Annotated in this window: 13 protein-coding genes; 12 read left to right on the top strand and 1 reads right to left on the bottom strand. The window is 35.0% G+C overall.

The window, feature by feature from the left end:
- The first annotated feature begins 313 nt into the window (after positions 1–313).
- The 10 genes from RTP52_RS12960 to RTP52_RS12915 all read left to right on the top strand — a co-directional run bounded on the left by RTP52_RS12960 (position 314) and on the right by RTP52_RS12915 (position 12,529).
- Positions 314–2,107, top strand: a complete 1,794-nt coding sequence (locus RTP52_RS12960) for a flavocytochrome c (protein WP_312101922.1) — start codon at positions 314–316, stop codon at positions 2,105–2,107.
- Positions 2,108–2,167: 60 nt separating this feature from the next.
- Positions 2,168–2,332 carry a hypothetical protein gene (locus RTP52_RS12955; protein WP_312101919.1) on the top strand — a complete coding sequence of 55 codons (165 nt, stop codon included), beginning with the start codon at positions 2,168–2,170 and terminating at the stop codon, positions 2,330–2,332.
- Positions 2,333–2,748: 416 nt separating this feature from the next.
- Positions 2,749–4,497, top strand: coding sequence for a M3 family oligoendopeptidase (locus RTP52_RS12950; protein WP_312371831.1), 1,749 nt, complete (start codon positions 2,749–2,751; stop codon positions 4,495–4,497).
- A 217-nt stretch (positions 4,498–4,714) separates the two neighbouring features.
- A complete protein-coding gene (locus tag RTP52_RS12945; protein ID WP_312371829.1) occupies positions 4,715–5,734 on the top strand; it encodes a DUF4097 family beta strand repeat-containing protein in 1,020 nt (339 codons plus the stop codon).
- Between the two features lie 28 nt (positions 5,735–5,762).
- Positions 5,763–6,905 (top strand): DUF3810 domain-containing protein, encoded by a 1,143-nt coding sequence (locus RTP52_RS12940; RefSeq protein ID WP_312371828.1) that lies wholly within the window; start codon positions 5,763–5,765, stop codon positions 6,903–6,905.
- Between the two features lie 352 nt (positions 6,906–7,257).
- Positions 7,258–7,893, top strand: coding sequence for a hypothetical protein (locus RTP52_RS12935; protein WP_312371826.1), 636 nt, complete (start codon positions 7,258–7,260; stop codon positions 7,891–7,893).
- 387 nt (positions 7,894–8,280) lie between these two features.
- On the top strand, positions 8,281–8,847 hold the full coding sequence (locus RTP52_RS12930; protein WP_312371824.1) for a cell wall hydrolase: 567 nt from the start codon (positions 8,281–8,283) through the stop codon (positions 8,845–8,847).
- Between the two features lie 378 nt (positions 8,848–9,225).
- Entirely contained in the window at positions 9,226–10,923 is a 1,698-nt protein-coding gene (locus tag RTP52_RS12925; RefSeq protein WP_312371822.1) for a glutamine--tRNA ligase/YqeY domain fusion protein, read from the top strand.
- Positions 10,924–10,934: 11 nt separating this feature from the next.
- A complete protein-coding gene (locus tag RTP52_RS12920) occupies positions 10,935–11,765 on the top strand; it encodes a DUF2225 domain-containing protein (protein ID WP_312100272.1) in 831 nt (276 codons plus the stop codon).
- 38 nt (positions 11,766–11,803) lie between these two features.
- Entirely contained in the window at positions 11,804–12,529 is a 726-nt protein-coding gene (locus RTP52_RS12915) for a DUF6062 family protein (RefSeq protein ID WP_312371819.1), read from the top strand.
- A 166-nt stretch (positions 12,530–12,695) separates the two neighbouring features.
- Here the strand turns inward: RTP52_RS12915 and RTP52_RS12910 are convergent, their stop codons facing one another.
- Entirely contained in the window at positions 12,696–13,382 is a 687-nt protein-coding gene (locus RTP52_RS12910) for a VanZ family protein (RefSeq protein WP_312371816.1), read from the bottom strand.
- 464 nt (positions 13,383–13,846) lie between these two features.
- Here RTP52_RS12910 and RTP52_RS12905 point away from each other — a divergent pair, with 464 nt between their 5' ends.
- On the top strand, positions 13,847–14,134 hold the full coding sequence (locus tag RTP52_RS12905; RefSeq protein ID WP_312371813.1) for a co-chaperone GroES: 288 nt from the start codon (positions 13,847–13,849) through the stop codon (positions 14,132–14,134).
- A 92-nt stretch (positions 14,135–14,226) separates the two neighbouring features.
- Positions 14,227–15,852, top strand: a complete 1,626-nt coding sequence (gene groL, locus RTP52_RS12900) for a chaperonin GroEL (protein WP_312100267.1) — start codon at positions 14,227–14,229, stop codon at positions 15,850–15,852.
- Positions 15,853–16,182 lie beyond the last annotated feature (330 nt).

Below are 16,182 nucleotides of genomic sequence, written 5' to 3'. Positions count from 1 at the left end.
GAATTAAAAATGTATTAGGAACAACCATAAAGGAGTGGAAAGACAAGGGATAAATGTAGTTTTTTATAAATTTTATTCATGACAGGGGAAAGTTCGCGTTTTTTCCTATAAGGTTACAATAAATAGCGAAGCGGATTCTGAATATCCGCTTTGACTTAAAATAGGAAATTCAAATAAAATTCTCGTTTACACATAAATTCCAGTTAAAGTATACAAACTATTGGTAGCATCTGTGAAGATTGACAGTGCAATATATTTAACAATAGAAAACGTTAAAAGTTACGTATATCTATTGTTAGTAAAGGAGAATATTATGAAAAGGCGTATTGTTGCAATCGCTATGATTGCAATCATGGCATTTGTATTAATGTCTTGTAGTAAGAAAAAAAACGAGGGAGGAGCTACACCCTCAGTCACACCTTCCGCGGGTGGAAGGTTTACACCCGGAACTTATGAAGGCAAAGCATCTGGGTATGGCGGAGAAGTAACCGCGACAGTTGTCCTTACTAATGACCGAATTGAATCAGTTGTAGCATTTGGACCAAATGAGACGGATAATATTGGATCCATTGCAATACGTGACTTACCTCCAGAAATTGTGGAAAAGCAATCGGTTAAAGTTGATGCTGTGAGTGGTGCAACTACAACAAGTAAAGCAATTATAGAAGCAGTTACTGCTGCACTTACTAGCGCAGGTGTTGATGTATCTAAATTGACGTCAGAAGAACCAAAAGCGACGAAAGAAGCAACGCTACCAGAAGAAATGATAACAGTTGATGTATGTATAATCGGGGCAGGTGGGGCTGGAATGACAGCAGCAATTGAAGCCAAGGTAGCAGGGCTAACTGTCGTCATCTTAGAGAAGATGCCAATGGCGGGAGGAAATACCGTAAAGGCAACCGGTGGTATCAATGCAGCGAATACTCCTCTTCAAAAAGAACTGGGGATTGCAGATTCCGTTGAGAGTTTCGTTGAAGATACCATGAAAGGTGGAAACTACTTAAATAATGAGGCTTTAGTACGCACTATGGCTGAGAATTCAGCAGATGCTGTCGCTTGGTTAGATTCAATTGGAGCTCCGTTATCAACGTTATCATTTTCAGGCGGAGCTACATTTAAGAGAATGCATGCACCAGAAGGTGGAGCTCCAATTGGGAATTACATTATGAATACCTTTCTGAATAATAAAGAAAGCAATGGAATTGATATACGATATAATACGAAAGCAACCAAAATCTTAATGGATCAAGGTAAAGTATCAGGAGTGATAGCAAAGGGAAAAGAGAAAAATTATAAAATAGCATGTGAAGCTGTTATTCTTGCAACAGGTGGTTTTGGTGCGAATGAAGCTATGGTAGAGGAATATGATAAAAAACTGGCTGGTTATAAAACAACGAATGCTCCAGGAGCTACCGGTGATGGCATTATAATGGCACAAGATATCGGTGCGAATGTTGTTGATATGGATCAAATTCAAACCCATCCAACGGTAGAGCAGGAAACCAGTATTATGATAACAGAATCTGTTCGTGGTCAAGGCGCGATCCTAGTGAATCGCAATGGGGAGCGTTTTTATAATGAATTAAGTACGAGAAACTTAGTGTCCAATGCAATTTTACAACAAGAAGGTAGCTATGCTTACCTGATCTTTGATCAACAACTAAGGGAAAATCTAAGTGCTGTAGAAAGTTATATCAATGCGGATATCGTAAAAGAGGCAAATAATCTTTCAGAACTTGCAAATGATATCAATGTAGATCCAGATAAATTAATCCAGACAGTGGCAAATTGGAATAAGACAATTACAGAAAAGGGACAAGATTTATACAATCGTACCACTGGTATGGATACAACTATTTCAAAAGCACCTTATTATGCAATTAAAGTAGCTCCTGCAATTCATCACACGATGGGTGGAGTAGAGATTAATACGAAGGCAGAGGTAATTTCTACGGATGGCAAACCAATCAAAGGGTTATTCGCAGCAGGAGAAGTTACCGGAGGAATCCACGGTGCGAATCGTATTGGTGGTAATGCGGTATGTGATATTGTAGTATTTGGTAGGATTTCTGCAAAAAGTGCTGCAGAATATGTTAAAACTCACTAAGGGAGGTAGTGTGAAAAATCAAGAATTTTCACACTGATTGCGGCAGAATGGAGGATTTATATGAAAAAAAATAATACATTTCATTCGAATGATTCTGAGAAAAGAGAGCAAAAGATACAAAACGAAAAGTTTAACAGTATTACACAAAAGGGAAAAGTAGAAAATCAAAATCAAACGCATAATTCTAGAAAAGAAGGAATTGCACCAATCAATCGTGAAAAATAAGATTCAAATGAATAGGAAAGGAACTAGCATAGAACAATTCGTTTTTGTTAGTTCCTTAATTCATGACAAGGAAAAGTTCGTAACGTGTACTCATGTAAGAAAAATACATATAAATTTTAATCAACACTCGAGAAAATTTATGTTATAATAATTTACAAACTCGCATTAAACTACAGATATCATAAATAGGGGTTTAATGCCGGTTTCAACACATAATGAAAATTCAGGATTAACGTTCCTAGAAATGCACATTTACCCTGTGGGTATTTTAAGGAGATGTTTATTTGCTTTAATAGATTTTCTTAATACTCAAGGTAGAGACTTAGGAGCATTCTAGATTACATACTGAAATTTTTATATTAAAAGAAATAAAATATTAAGATACATGAAATATGAAAAATGAAAGGAAGAAGGATATGAATACTACATGGTCATTAGATGCGTTATACACAGGATATGATGATGAAAAATTTAAAGAGGATATGAAACGATTTGATATGATAATCGTTAAAATGGATAATTTATCAAAAGAACTTGATAAACTACCAAAAAAGCAAGCGCTAAATCAAATTTTTGATTGTTTAGAGGAAGCCTTTCGATTAGAGCATCTCGCCGCTTATTGCTCTCTTCGTCAGTCGACGAATACTACAGAAACAGAAGCGACTTCGTATTTAGGTCAAATCAATCAAAAATCCTCTAATTTAGCAAAAGCAAATACTATCTTTATGAAATACATTGCTAAAATAGATGATATTGATGCGTTAATGAAAGAGGATGAAAGACTTAGTGAGTACGCTTATTACATCCGTAAAATAAAAGAAAATAATAAACATCTATTAAGTGATGAGACAGAAGAAATCATTGCTAAGATGTCAATTTCTGGTGCAAATGCTTGGAGTGATTTACAAAGCTATCTTACTTCAACGGTGAAGGCAATGTATGATGGAAAGGAAGTTACTCTATCAGAAATTCGTAATATGGCATATAGTACAGATGAATCTACTCGAAAAGGAGCTTATGAAGCAGAACTTGAATGTTATAATAAAATAAAAGACAGTACCGCATATTCTTTAAACAGTATCAAGCTCCAAGTTTTAACATTAGCAAAGTTACGTGGGTATTCTTCTGTACTCGACATGACTTTAGAGCAATCGAACATGAAAAAGGAAACGCTTAATGCAATGATTACTGCTATGAAAGAGTTTATGCCAAAATTCCATGAGTATCTTCGCTTTAAAGGAAAAGCATTAGGACATGAGAATGGTTTACCTTGGTATGACTTATTTGCACCAATGGGTGCCAGTGAGAAGAAATATAGCATTGATGACGCAAAAGAGTATTTATTAACACATTTTCGTACCTTTGCACCAGATTTAGCACAAATGGTGGAGCGAGCATTCGATGAAAGTTGGATTGATTTTTATCCTAAAGCAGGCAAGGTCGGCGGAGCTTTTTGCGCTAACCTTCAACCTATGAAGCAAAGTAGAATTTTAACAAATTATGATGGTACGATTTCTGATATTGTAACACTAGCACATGAACTTGGTCATGCTTATCATAATCAAAACATTCATGATCACCGCTTATTAAATAGCGATTATTCTATGCCAGTTGCAGAAACCGCATCTACCTTTAATGAAAATGTAATTCTAAATGCAGCAATTAAAGATGCAAAAGGAGAGGAAAGATTGGCGTTAATCGAAGGTCAACTTCAGGATGCTACACAGATTATCTGTGATATCTATTCCCGTTATCTTTTTGAGACTGCCGTAATTGAAAAACGTAGCGACAGTTTTATGTTTGCAGATGAGTTATGTGAGATGATGCTTGAAGCGCAAAAAGAAGCATACGGAGATGGTCTTGACACCGAGTATTTACACCCTTATATGTGGGTATGTAAGGGACATTACTATTCAGGTCAAGTTAGTTTTTATAATTTCCCATATGCATTTGGCGGTCTATTTGCAAGAGGATTATATGCAAAGTATTTGGAAGAGGGAGAAGCATTTTTACCAAAATATCGTTCACTTTTACATGCAACAACAGTAAGTGATGTAGAGGATGCTGCAAAAATCGCTGGAATTGATTTGACAGATCCAGAGTTCTTCCGTAAGGCATTGCAAACATTTTCAGATCAAATCGATGAATTTAAGAAATTAATCTAGTATAAAAATTTACGGAATTTTGTCGAAATATAATAATTTATTAATTTTTTCTTACGATATTTATGGTATAATGTCTACATACATTATACCATAAGTGCTTTTGAGTGCAATTAATGCTACACATAACCATATGCTGAGGGGGCTACTGATAGTCAGTGTTGCATATAAATGGCACAAAGTGCTGGAATAAATAACTGGAAGTTAGGGGAAGTGGAAGATGAAGCAAAAAAAAATATGGCTCCTAGTTAGCTTATTTCTAATATTAATATTAAGCGGATGCCAGGGAAAGTTTTATTTCACGACTGACGGTGAACGTTATACAGAAGAGAATATGAACTATTTTGGTACTGTTAAGGAGCCAATCGAGGCGATTTCTACAATTAATGTAAATACACAGTATGCAGACTTTGAGATAATAGCTTCGGATGGATATTACGTGGAATATTCTTATTATTATGTGAATGAAGAACCAGCACTTACAATAATTGATGGTACATTGACTTTTAATGATAGTAATATGAACCAAGGTGGTTATTCCATTAACCTAAAAAAGTCGAATTATTTTAAGCTATATGTTCCGGCATCCGCAGATTTTAATCAAGTTAACATTTCGGTATCAAGCGGTAATATCTCAATGGGAAGCTTTTCTGCAAAGGATGTAAAGGTAGAGAATTCGTATGGAGATACCATAATAACATCGACAGTAATTGATAAGCTTAGCACCGTGGCTTCCTCTGGTCATCTTACGATTGATAGGAGTGCAATCGGAGAGGCAAATATCGAGAATCACTATGGAGATATAGTGATAAAAAATATTAATCAAAAAGAAGATTTACTTTCAAATGAATACCCAGATTCTAGCATTACTATGGAACTTAGTAGCGGTAGCTTGAAGGTAGAAAAACTAAGGGCAAAGGATTTACAATTTAATAATTCATATGGTGATGTTAAGATAGCAGAATCTACAATTACTTCTTTAGAAGGAAAATTAAGCAGCGGAGATGCCACCATTGAGGATAGTTATGTAGATAAGATAAAGATCAATAATTCTTACGGTAAGGTAAGTTTACACTTAATAGGAAAACAAGAGGATTACTGCCTTGATATCACTTCAAAGTATGGTGATGTCTGGGTTGGAAAGAAAAAATATGACGGTTCGGTTCTCATAGACAAAGGTGGGACGAAGCGTATTGCATTGTATTTATCAAGTGGTAGCGCTAAAGTCACATTCCAATAGATTGTAAGTGAAAGAAATGGGGTATACAATGAAAGAAAAGAGACCGAATCAGCAGTTGCCAAAATTCCGACAATTGTTACGTTTAAAACGTAATTTCTTTCTCCTGCTATTACCCATTTCTTTTTTGTTGCTTCAGTTTGCTAAGAGGAGCAGTTATTTTACAGAAAATGTTTTAGTAAAATTTTTCTATCATCCATGGTCACTTTTTTTATCAACGATTACTGGTATTTTCCCTTTCTCCTTGGCAGAGATCATCATTATTGTTGGACCTTTATTATTGGCGATTCTTCTGATACGATTTCTTATACACAGTATCAAAGCGAAAGAAGATCGTTACATAGTGGTCGGGAAAGGGATTTTAAATATTTTTTGCGGTGTTAGTATTGTTTTGACTCTTTATACCTTAGGGTGCGGAATTAATTATTATCGTTATCCTTTTAGCTATTATAGTGGATTAACGATATTAGAATCTTCAGAAGATGAATTGTATGAATTATGTGTATCATTAGCATTACGTGCAAATGAACTAAGAAATTCGATTCCTGCGGTGGATGAAAGCGGAGTCTATGATTCCACAATGTCTAAAAAAGAATTAATGCTGGAAACAAAACGAGCATATCAACAAATTTCAAAAGATTATCCTATACTATCAGGTAGATATCCAGCTGCAAAACCGATCTTATGTTCACGCGTCATGTCACGGATGGAATTAACCGGAATATTCATTCCATTTACAATGGAGGCAAATGTAAATGTGGATATTCCAGATTACTCTATAGCATCAACTGTATGTCATGAGTTGGCTCATTTGCGTGGTTTTATGAGGGAAGATGAAGCAAATTACATTGCTTATTTGGTTTGTACCTCCTCAGACAATGTAGAACTGAAATACAGCGGTGTAATGCAAGCTTTAATCGTTGCTGGAAATGAACTTTATGATAAGAATAAAGAGCGTTACCGTGAGGTTAGGAAGCTTTATAACGAAGGAGTATATGCTGATTTGGCAGATAATTCAGCTTATTGGAGTGAATTTGAGAATACTGCAATAAGCAATACTGTAACGATGATGAATGATACGTATTTAAAGGCAAACAGTCAGGAAGATGGAGTGCAAAGCTATGGAAGGATGGTTGATCTCTTGCTAGCTGAGTACCGTGAGAATAATAAATAGTGTATAAGGATTAAAATTATAACTAAAAGAAAGGGAACCCACCATAACGGGTTTACTTTAGAAGTGCTACAATAACTTTGGGTGCAAAATTACATTGATTTTTGCACCCTCTTATTTTGGCTTAAATTAATAGTTTAGAGTTGCTTGTTTATAAAAATACACTAAAGATACAGAAGATATAAGTATGAAGTATAACTGAAAGCGTATCAAACTGGTCTATCGTAGAAGAAGTTAAAAGGCTTATATATCATCAAAGCGTTATGATTATAGCAGTCAATAAAAGATAAGCAATCTCACTATTTGCAAATTAGACCGTAATTTAAGTAGGAAAGAGAAAAAAGGAGAGAATAATATGATTGAAAAAATAGCGTATAACCTTGGAAGGAATGACGAAGAACCTAATGTTAATTTAGCAATTGAATTATGCGAAACAAAAAATTTAGACGGTATAAAAGAAATTATTAATGGTTTAAAGAATGGAAAAGAACAACTTGCGAATGATTGCATAAAAGTTCTATACGAGATAGGTGAAAGAAATCCAGAATTAATAGCAGATTATGTTTTGGATTTTATACAACTACTGAAATCAAGAAACAATAGACTTGTTTGGGGAGGAATGACTGCAATATCAAGAATTACATTCTTAAAACCAAAAGAAATATTTGAGAATATAGATATTATTATTAGTGCATATGAAAATGGTAGTGTAATCACCAAAGATAATAGCATTAGCGTATTCGCAGAATTAGCAAAAGCAGATAAACATTACGAAAAAATTATGTTTAAAAAAATAATTGAGCATTTAAAAACTTGCAGACCAAAAGAGGTTGGTCAACACGCAGAGAGAGCATTTATTTGCATTAATGAAGAGAACTCTAAAGAATTTGTAGATATATTGCTAAAAAGAAGAGAATATTTATCAGAGTCACAAAAAAAGAGAGTAGATAAACTAATCAAAAAGATTGAGAACGGCAAGTTTAACAATTAATATTATTATTTGCTTAAAAAAAATATTTTATTATAAAAGGTACGCTGAAAATGATATGTGAGGCATACTTTTTTTGTTGTAAATATTGTGAAAATTCATGCTTTTTTTGGTATGTACCTCTAAAGTAAACCCGTTAGACCCACCAGTGGTCTTCTTTTTTTTGTGTGATAAGACTGTTGTTTGGATCGTGTAGGGGTGCGTGGATATGGTAGTTAAAGGATTTGACATGATTCTACAATAGTGTTAAAATTATTACAGAATTATTACAAACATATGAACCCCTATGTAAGATATCTTTCCGAAGAAAAGATAAATTATAAGGAAAGATACATACATTCCCTAGGTAAGAACGATGGCTCTTACCGTATTCAAGTAAGGAGAATTGATATGAAATTTAAAAAACTAATTACCCTACTACTTATTGTCTGCATATTGGCTGGTGCAACTACTGCACCAATAAAAGTTGAAGCCAGCGCCGCAAAGTCCTACACTAGCTCAGATCTAAGGTTACTGACCGCTATCATCTATTGCGAGGCGGGTTGGGAAAGTTACAAAGGAAAAGTTGCGGTTGGTAATGTTATTTTAAATCGTGTGGATAGTAATTTATTTGATCATGTTACAACGATAAGAGAAGCAGTTTATGATTTAAAACGTTGGGGACGTCAGTTTGAACCTGCTTATAATTTAACTAAAAGTGGTAAATACACTACAAAGGGTGCACCATTAGAAGCAGCACTAAAGCTTTATGTCTACGGTGACTATAAAAGTGAGGAACAAAAAAAGGTAATGGCAGAATGCAAAAAAGCTGCAAAAGACGCAATGAATGGTACGAATGTAATTGGTGATTATCTATACTTTAATAGTTATGTAGCTGCAACCAAAGCTAAGTGTGTTAAGGAAAAGATACCTTATAAAATTATCGGGAACCATATCTTTTTTGAAAGATTTTATTAGAAAATCGTGTTATAACTTGAGATATTTTTAGATCATTAGGAGTATTAATTTTAAACTTAAAAAAAGCAATAATAACAGGTAGTAAAGGAACCTTTTACCTCGCATAATATAATATGCCAGGTAAGAGGTTTTTTTATTATTTTTTGTGAAATAAGTCCCATACAATTACCTTCTTTCTTGTAAAACAGACGTATATTTGTTTGTAGATGCAACGCAGAAACAGACGTACTGAGTGTGTCTGTGCATAAACTTGATGAGTGTATTTCCACTACAAAAGTCTATCTTTTCTATTTGAAAGATGTGTGATATGATAATAAGTAGATTGTTTAAATTCAAGTAGATGCCATAAAAGGCAGATATCATTTTAGGAGGAACATCATGGACATCGATGTTAACAAACCAGAGTTAAATGAGACAGTAGAGAAAGAAGTTGTCTCAAAGAACTTTATTGAGCAGATCATTGATAAAGATATAGCTGAGGGACATTGTAAAAAGGTAGCAACCAGATTTCCGCCAGAACCAAACGGATATCTTCATATTGGACATGCGAAATCCATTCTTTTAAATAGTGGATTGGCGAAAAATTATGATGGTACATTCAATTTACGTTTTGACGATACAAATCCAACCAAGGAAAAAACAGAATTTGTTGAATCAATTATTGAAGATGTAAAGTGGATTGGTGGAGATTTTGAAGATCGCCTTTTCTTTGCTTCTGATTATTTTGAGCATATGTATGAAGGTGCAGTAAAGTTAATCAAAAAAGGAAAAGCGTTTGTTTGTGATTTATCTGCTGAGGAGATTAGAGAGTATCGTGGTACTTTAACAGAGCCAGGAAAGAATAGTCCTTACCGTGATCGCAGCATAGAAGAAAACCTTGATTTATTTGAAAGAATGAAGAATGGTGAATTCCCAGATGGTTCGAAGGTACTTCGAGCTAAGATTGATATGTCATCACCTAATATCAATATGCGTGACCCAGTTATTTACCGTGTAGCGAGAATGACGCACCACAACACAGGTGATACATGGTGCATTTACCCGATGTATGACTTTGCTCATCCGATTGAGGATGCAATCGAAGGGATTACGCACTCCATCTGTACTTTGGAGTTTGAAGACCATAGACCGCTTTATGATTGGGTAGTACGTGAACTCGAATATGAGAATCCACCAAAGCAGATTGAATTTGCAAAGATGTACTTAACCAATGTAATTACTGGTAAGCGTTATATCAAGAAATTAGTGGAAGACGGCATTGTAGATGGTTGGGATGATCCAAGATTAGTGAGTATCAGCGCATTAAGAAGAAGAGGATTTACACCAGAATCGATTCGTTTATTTATGGAGCTTTGTGGTGTTTCTAAAAGCAATAGCTCGGTAGATTATGCAATGCTTGAGTATTGTATCCGTGAGGATTTAAAGTTAAAAGCAAACCGTGTTATGGCAATCTTAGATCCAATTAAGCTAATTATTACGAACTATCCGGAAGGACAAGTTGAATATTTAGAGGCAATGAATAATCAGGAAAATGAAGAAATGGGGACAAGAGAAGTACCATTTAGTAGAGAGCTTTATATTGAAAGAGAAGATTTCATGATCGAGCCACCTAAGAAATATTTCCGCCTCTTCCCAGGGAATGAAGTTCGATTAATGAATGCTTATTTTGTAACCTGCACAGATTATAAGACAGATGAAGCTGGTAATGTTACGGAAGTTTATTGTACGTATGATCCGGAAACAAAGAGTGGATCTGGCTTTAATGCAAGAAAAGTAAAAGGTACGATTCATTGGGTATCCGCACCGCATGCTATCAAAGCAGAAGCTAGATTATATGAGAATCTAGTAGATGAGGAAAAGGGTGTATACAACGAAGATGGTTCCGTAAACCTTAATCCAAATTCAATTGTTGTTAGCGAGTGCTTCGTAGAACCAAGCTTACAGGGTGTAAAAGCATTTGATAGATTTCAGTTCTTAAGAAATGGATTTTTCTGTGTGGATTGTAAAGATTCCACAGGCGAGAAACTAGTATTTAACAGGATAGCATCACTAAAGAGCAGTTATAAGCCTGCATAGGAGGGAATGACATGGCCAATTTATTTTCTGGGTTAGAATCAATGGGGTTAGGAAAGCTTACCAATATGGAAGTGTATGAAACGAATGAAGGACAACAGGGAAAATCGGTTCAGGAAGAAAAGCCACAGATCACTGAGGCGGATTTTATCTTTGAAAAAACCTATACTTGTCCTGTGTGTGATAATGAGTTTAAGTCTAAGACTGTGAAAACAGGAAAAGTAAAATTAGTATCTGCGGATACAGATTTACGTCCGAAATACCAGTTAGTCGATTCTTTAAAATACGATGTAGTGGATTGTCCAGTATGTGGTTATGCAGCGCTCAATCGTTTCTTTAATTTTATGACTTCACCACAAGCAAAATTAATTAAGGCTAGCATTTCTTCAGTTTATAAAGGTGCCGTTCCAAGTGGTGATATCCTAACATACGATGAGGCTATCACAAAACATAAGCTTGCTTTGGTTAATACCATCGTAAAGAAAGGTAAACTAAGTGAAAGAGCATATACTTGTTTAAAAACAGGTTGGTTAATACGTGGGAAGAGAGAATCTCTTCCTACGACAACACCAAACTATAATAAAGTAGTTGCACATTTAGAGGCCGAAGAAATTGATTTTTTAACCAAAGCTTACGAGGGATTTGCAGAAGCTTATTCGAAAGAAAATTTTCCAATGTGTGGAATGGATGAGGCAACCATTACATACCTATTAGCTGATTTAGCAAGAAGAACGGGAAAAACAGAGGATGCACTTCGTTATATCTCTAAGGTAATTGTATCTAGAGATGCCAATGATCGTATCAAAGATAAGGCGAGACAGTTAAAGGATCTGATGAATATTTAATAGTTTACAGGCTATGGAAAGGCATACGATTTAATAATATGAAAGAGCAATTATATACTATACCAGTAAATGATGCGTTCAATAAAGATTGTGAATGCCCAGTTTGCGAGATGTATGAAACTCTACAAAAAAATGCAATCGATTTTACCATGGGGCCTAGCTACATGGAGGATGATGTACGTATGGTAACGGATCAAACTGGCTTTTGCTCCAATCATATCAAGTTACTGTATGAAAATCAGAACCGACTTGGATTAGCATTGATGTTAAAGACACATATGGATCGTTCTATCAAAGAGACAGAGAAACTGCTACAACAAAAGCAAGCTACGAGTGGCGGATTCTTTAAGAAAAAAGAAGGAGTTCATCCTGTTGTTGACTATACTAGAAGTTTAGAACATTCTTGTTTTGTGTGCGATAAAATAAAAGGGATGTTCGAACTTTATCTTGCTTCTTTTTTCTATCTCTATCGTAAAGATGATGAATTTAAAGAGAAGTTTCGTGCATCGAAAGGATTTTGTACCAAGCATTTTGGAATGTTGTATGATTTAGCAGAAAAGCATTTAAATGGTGCTTCTTTAGAAGAATTTCGTACCGAACTCGGAACACTTTATGTAGATAATATGAAACGTGTCAGAGATGATTTAGAATGGTTTACGGATAAATTTGATTATCGTTATGTCAATGAACCATGGAAGAATTCAAAGGATGCTCTTCCAAGAACAGTCAGAAAGACCAATAGTGTTACTGTAGAAGATAAATAAAGTTTTCAATTTTGAATAAGGTAAAAAAAGATTTATGTTAGATAAAAGTTAATATAATTTAACATAGAAAGCGAGGACAAACGAAGAATTCCAAGAGGAAAGAATTAAGTTTCACTCTGGAAGATTTTCGTTTGCCCTCGTTTCATTTATAATAAGAAAAGTAGAACTATGAAATCCAATGAAATCTCTGAAAGAGTTTCTTAAGGAATGGTAATTTACATAGGTAAAAAGCGAATATAGCACCACATAGGTTTAAAATTAAGTCATCAATATCCATAATACCAAGGTTTGTTATAAATTGTATTAACTCGATAACAGTAATAGTAAGAACCATTACACAAGCGAATGGGAGAAAATTTTTAAGCTTTTGAAACAACAGAGGTAAAAAAAATCCCATTGGTGCAAACGCGAGCAGATTACCGATAATATTAGTGTATATAACGGTTGATTCGAAGTTATCGGAATTTTTCAAATAACTAATCATAGTATGAAATGGGATAAAGTTTGTACTCGTCGCAATCCGACTTTTGATATTACTTGAAAAAGCATATTCAAAAAAGATATGTCTACTAATAAAAAGTAAGTTAAGAAGTATCAGGCAATAGAACGCAAAAATAAGGAATAAACCAGCTTTCATGGAATGCTGTTTCCACTTTATCTCTTGAAAAGAACTAGAGAGAAGTGATGATGCCAACAATGAGAGTAAGGTGATACAAAAGAGTCCTAAAAAGACGCCTCCCACATCATATCTAACGCGAAAGCTTAGTACTTCCACTGCTGAAGCAAGAATAAGACCAATACAAAGTAATCCAAAGATAGCGGAAAAAACGCGCTTTAATATTTTTATAACCATGTTATATCCTCACAATCTTATGTAGTGACTATTCTTAGGTGAAAAATCCAAGAGTTTTATTTATAGTAGGTATGTAAAGTATTTTCTACGTTAACAATTATAGCATGGTTACAAATTAATGTAAATTATTAGTAAGTCAAAGCGGATACGAGGAATTCGCTGCGCTACTTCCTCGTAACCTTACAGCAGCTTCGCTTCTGTAAGGTTATATTACGAGATGAAGATGAGAAAAGCCGCTATTTGCATAGAAGAATACTAGCAAAACAGATGAAAAAGTATAAAAAAGTGAGAATATCAGAGTATACGAGAGTATATATTAGATAAGTGAGATTTTTAAAACGTTTTGATTAAAAAAAGGAGTTGCACATTGAAGCAAAATTTACTAATATATACTCAACGATTAGCACTCGAATAGAGTGAGTGCTAATAACTGGTATGATACAGTATTAAAGGAGGAAATAAATATGAAATTAGTGCCATTAGGAGACAAAGTTGTATTAAAGCAACTCGTAGCAGAAGAGACTACAAAGTCGGGTATTGTATTACCTGGTCAGGCAAAAGAAAAACCACAACAAGCAGAGGTTGTTGCAGTTGGCCCTGGTGGAATGGTGGATGGAAAAGAAGTTACCATGCAGGTGAAAGTTGGCGACAAAGTTATTTATTCCAAATATGCTGGAACTGAAGTAAAATTAGAGGAAGAAGAATTTATCGTTGTAAAACAAAACGATATTGTAGCAATTGTAGCAGATTAGTACTGATAAGATATGATTCATTTTTGGTGCTTCATATAAAACGTGGAAATATAATCAGATTATCATAAATTAAAACTTGGAGGAAAACAATTATGGCTAAAGATATTAAATATAGTGCAGATGCCAGAGTAGCTATGGAAGCTGGTGTAAATAAGTTAGCAAACACTGTTAAAGTAACTCTAGGACCAAAGGGAAGAAATGTAGTTCTTGATAAGTCCTTTGGAGCACCATTAATCACAAACGATGGTGTTACTATTGCAAAAGAAATTGAGTTAGAAGATTCCTTTGAGAATATGGGTGCTCAGCTTGTAAAAGAAGTTGCTACAAAGACAAATGATGTAGCAGGTGATGGTACAACAACAGCTACTGTTCTTGCTCAGGCAATGATTAACGAAGGTATGAAGAATCTTGCAGCTGGTGCTAACCCAATCATCTTAAGAAAAGGTATGAAGAAAGCTACTGACTGCGCTGTTGAAGCAATTAGCAGTATGAGCTCTACCATTAATGGAAAAGATCAAATAGCTAAGGTTGCTGCAATCTCTGCTGGTGATGATTCCGTTGGTGAAATGGTTGCTGATGCTATGGATAAGGTAAGCAAAGATGGTGTTATCACGATTGAAGAGTCTAAGACTATGGAGACTGAGCTTGACTTAGTAGAAGGTATGCAATTCGACCGTGGTTATGTTTCCGCATATATGGCAACTGATATGGATAAGATGGAAGCAAACTTAGATAATCCATATATTTTAATCACAGATAAGAAGATCAGCAATATTCAGGAAATCCTTCCTGTTCTTGAGCAGATTGTTCAAAGCGGATCCAGATTATTAATTATCGCTGAAGATATCGAAGGTGAAGCTTTAACAACATTAGTAATCAATAAATTAAGAGGAACATTCATTGTTGTTGGTGTTAAAGCTCCAGGCTATGGTGATAGAAGAAAAGCTATGTTACAGGATATTGCTATCTTAACTGGTGGTACTGTAATCTCTGACGAACTAGGACTTGACTTAAAGGATGCTACATTAGATCAGCTTGGTCGTGCAAAATCCGTTAAGGTTCAAAAAGAAAACACTATCATCGTTGATGGTGAAGGAAATAAAGCAGAAATCGAAGCTAGAATTTCTCAGATTAAGGCTCAGATTGCTGAAACAACATCAGAATTTGATAAAGAAAAATTACAGGAGAGACTTGCTAAACTTGCAGGTGGTGTTGCTGTAATTCGTGTGGGTGCTGCAACAGAGACTGAGATGAAAGAGAAGAAGCTTCGTATGGAAGATGCCCTAGCAGCTACAAGAGCAGCTGTGGAAGAAGGTATTATTGCAGGTGGCGGTTCCGCTTACATCCATGCATCTAAGGAAGTTGCTAAACTTGCTGCTAAATTAGAAGGTGATGAGAGAACTGGTGCACAGATTATCTTAAAAGCATTAGAAGCTCCATTGTCATGCATCGCTCAAAACGCTGGTTTAGAAGGCGCTGTTATTGTAAATAAGGTCAGAGAAAAGAAAACAGGTGTAGGTTTCAATGCTTTAACAGAGAAGTATGTAGATATGGTAGAAGACGGTATTCTTGATCCTTCTAAGGTTACAAGAAGTGCTCTTCAGAATGCTACCAGTGTTGCTTCCACATTCTTAACAACAGAAGCTGCAGTTGCATCCATTAAAGAACCAGCTCCAGCTATGCCAGCAGGCGGCCCTGGCGGAATGGGTATGATGTAATCTAGCTGATAGAAAATTAATATATCTTAAAACTCTAGAATCCATGTATAAGTATGAGTATACATGGATTCTTTCAGTATATAGGAAATATCGTTGTAATTACCTATAAACAAGAAAAAGTACGCTTGGCGAACTTCTCCTTGTCATGAATTAAAAAACTATGAGGGATCGCGCTCACTCTGTGTGGGTTTAGCAAGGCAAATTGTATCTGTCAAGACGAAGTACATTCGCATTATTCCTTAAAAGATAATAAAGTCCTTTTACTTTTATAAATAATTTAGTATAATGAAGGTAGTAAGGAATCGTGATTTCTCCTATCCGTAAGTAGCT

Source organism: Lachnoclostridium sp., assembly GCF_031997925.1.
GTDB lineage: Bacteria > Bacillota > Clostridia > Lachnospirales > Lachnospiraceae > Lachnoclostridium.
This window is presented reverse-complemented; position numbering and strand designations above follow the sequence as displayed.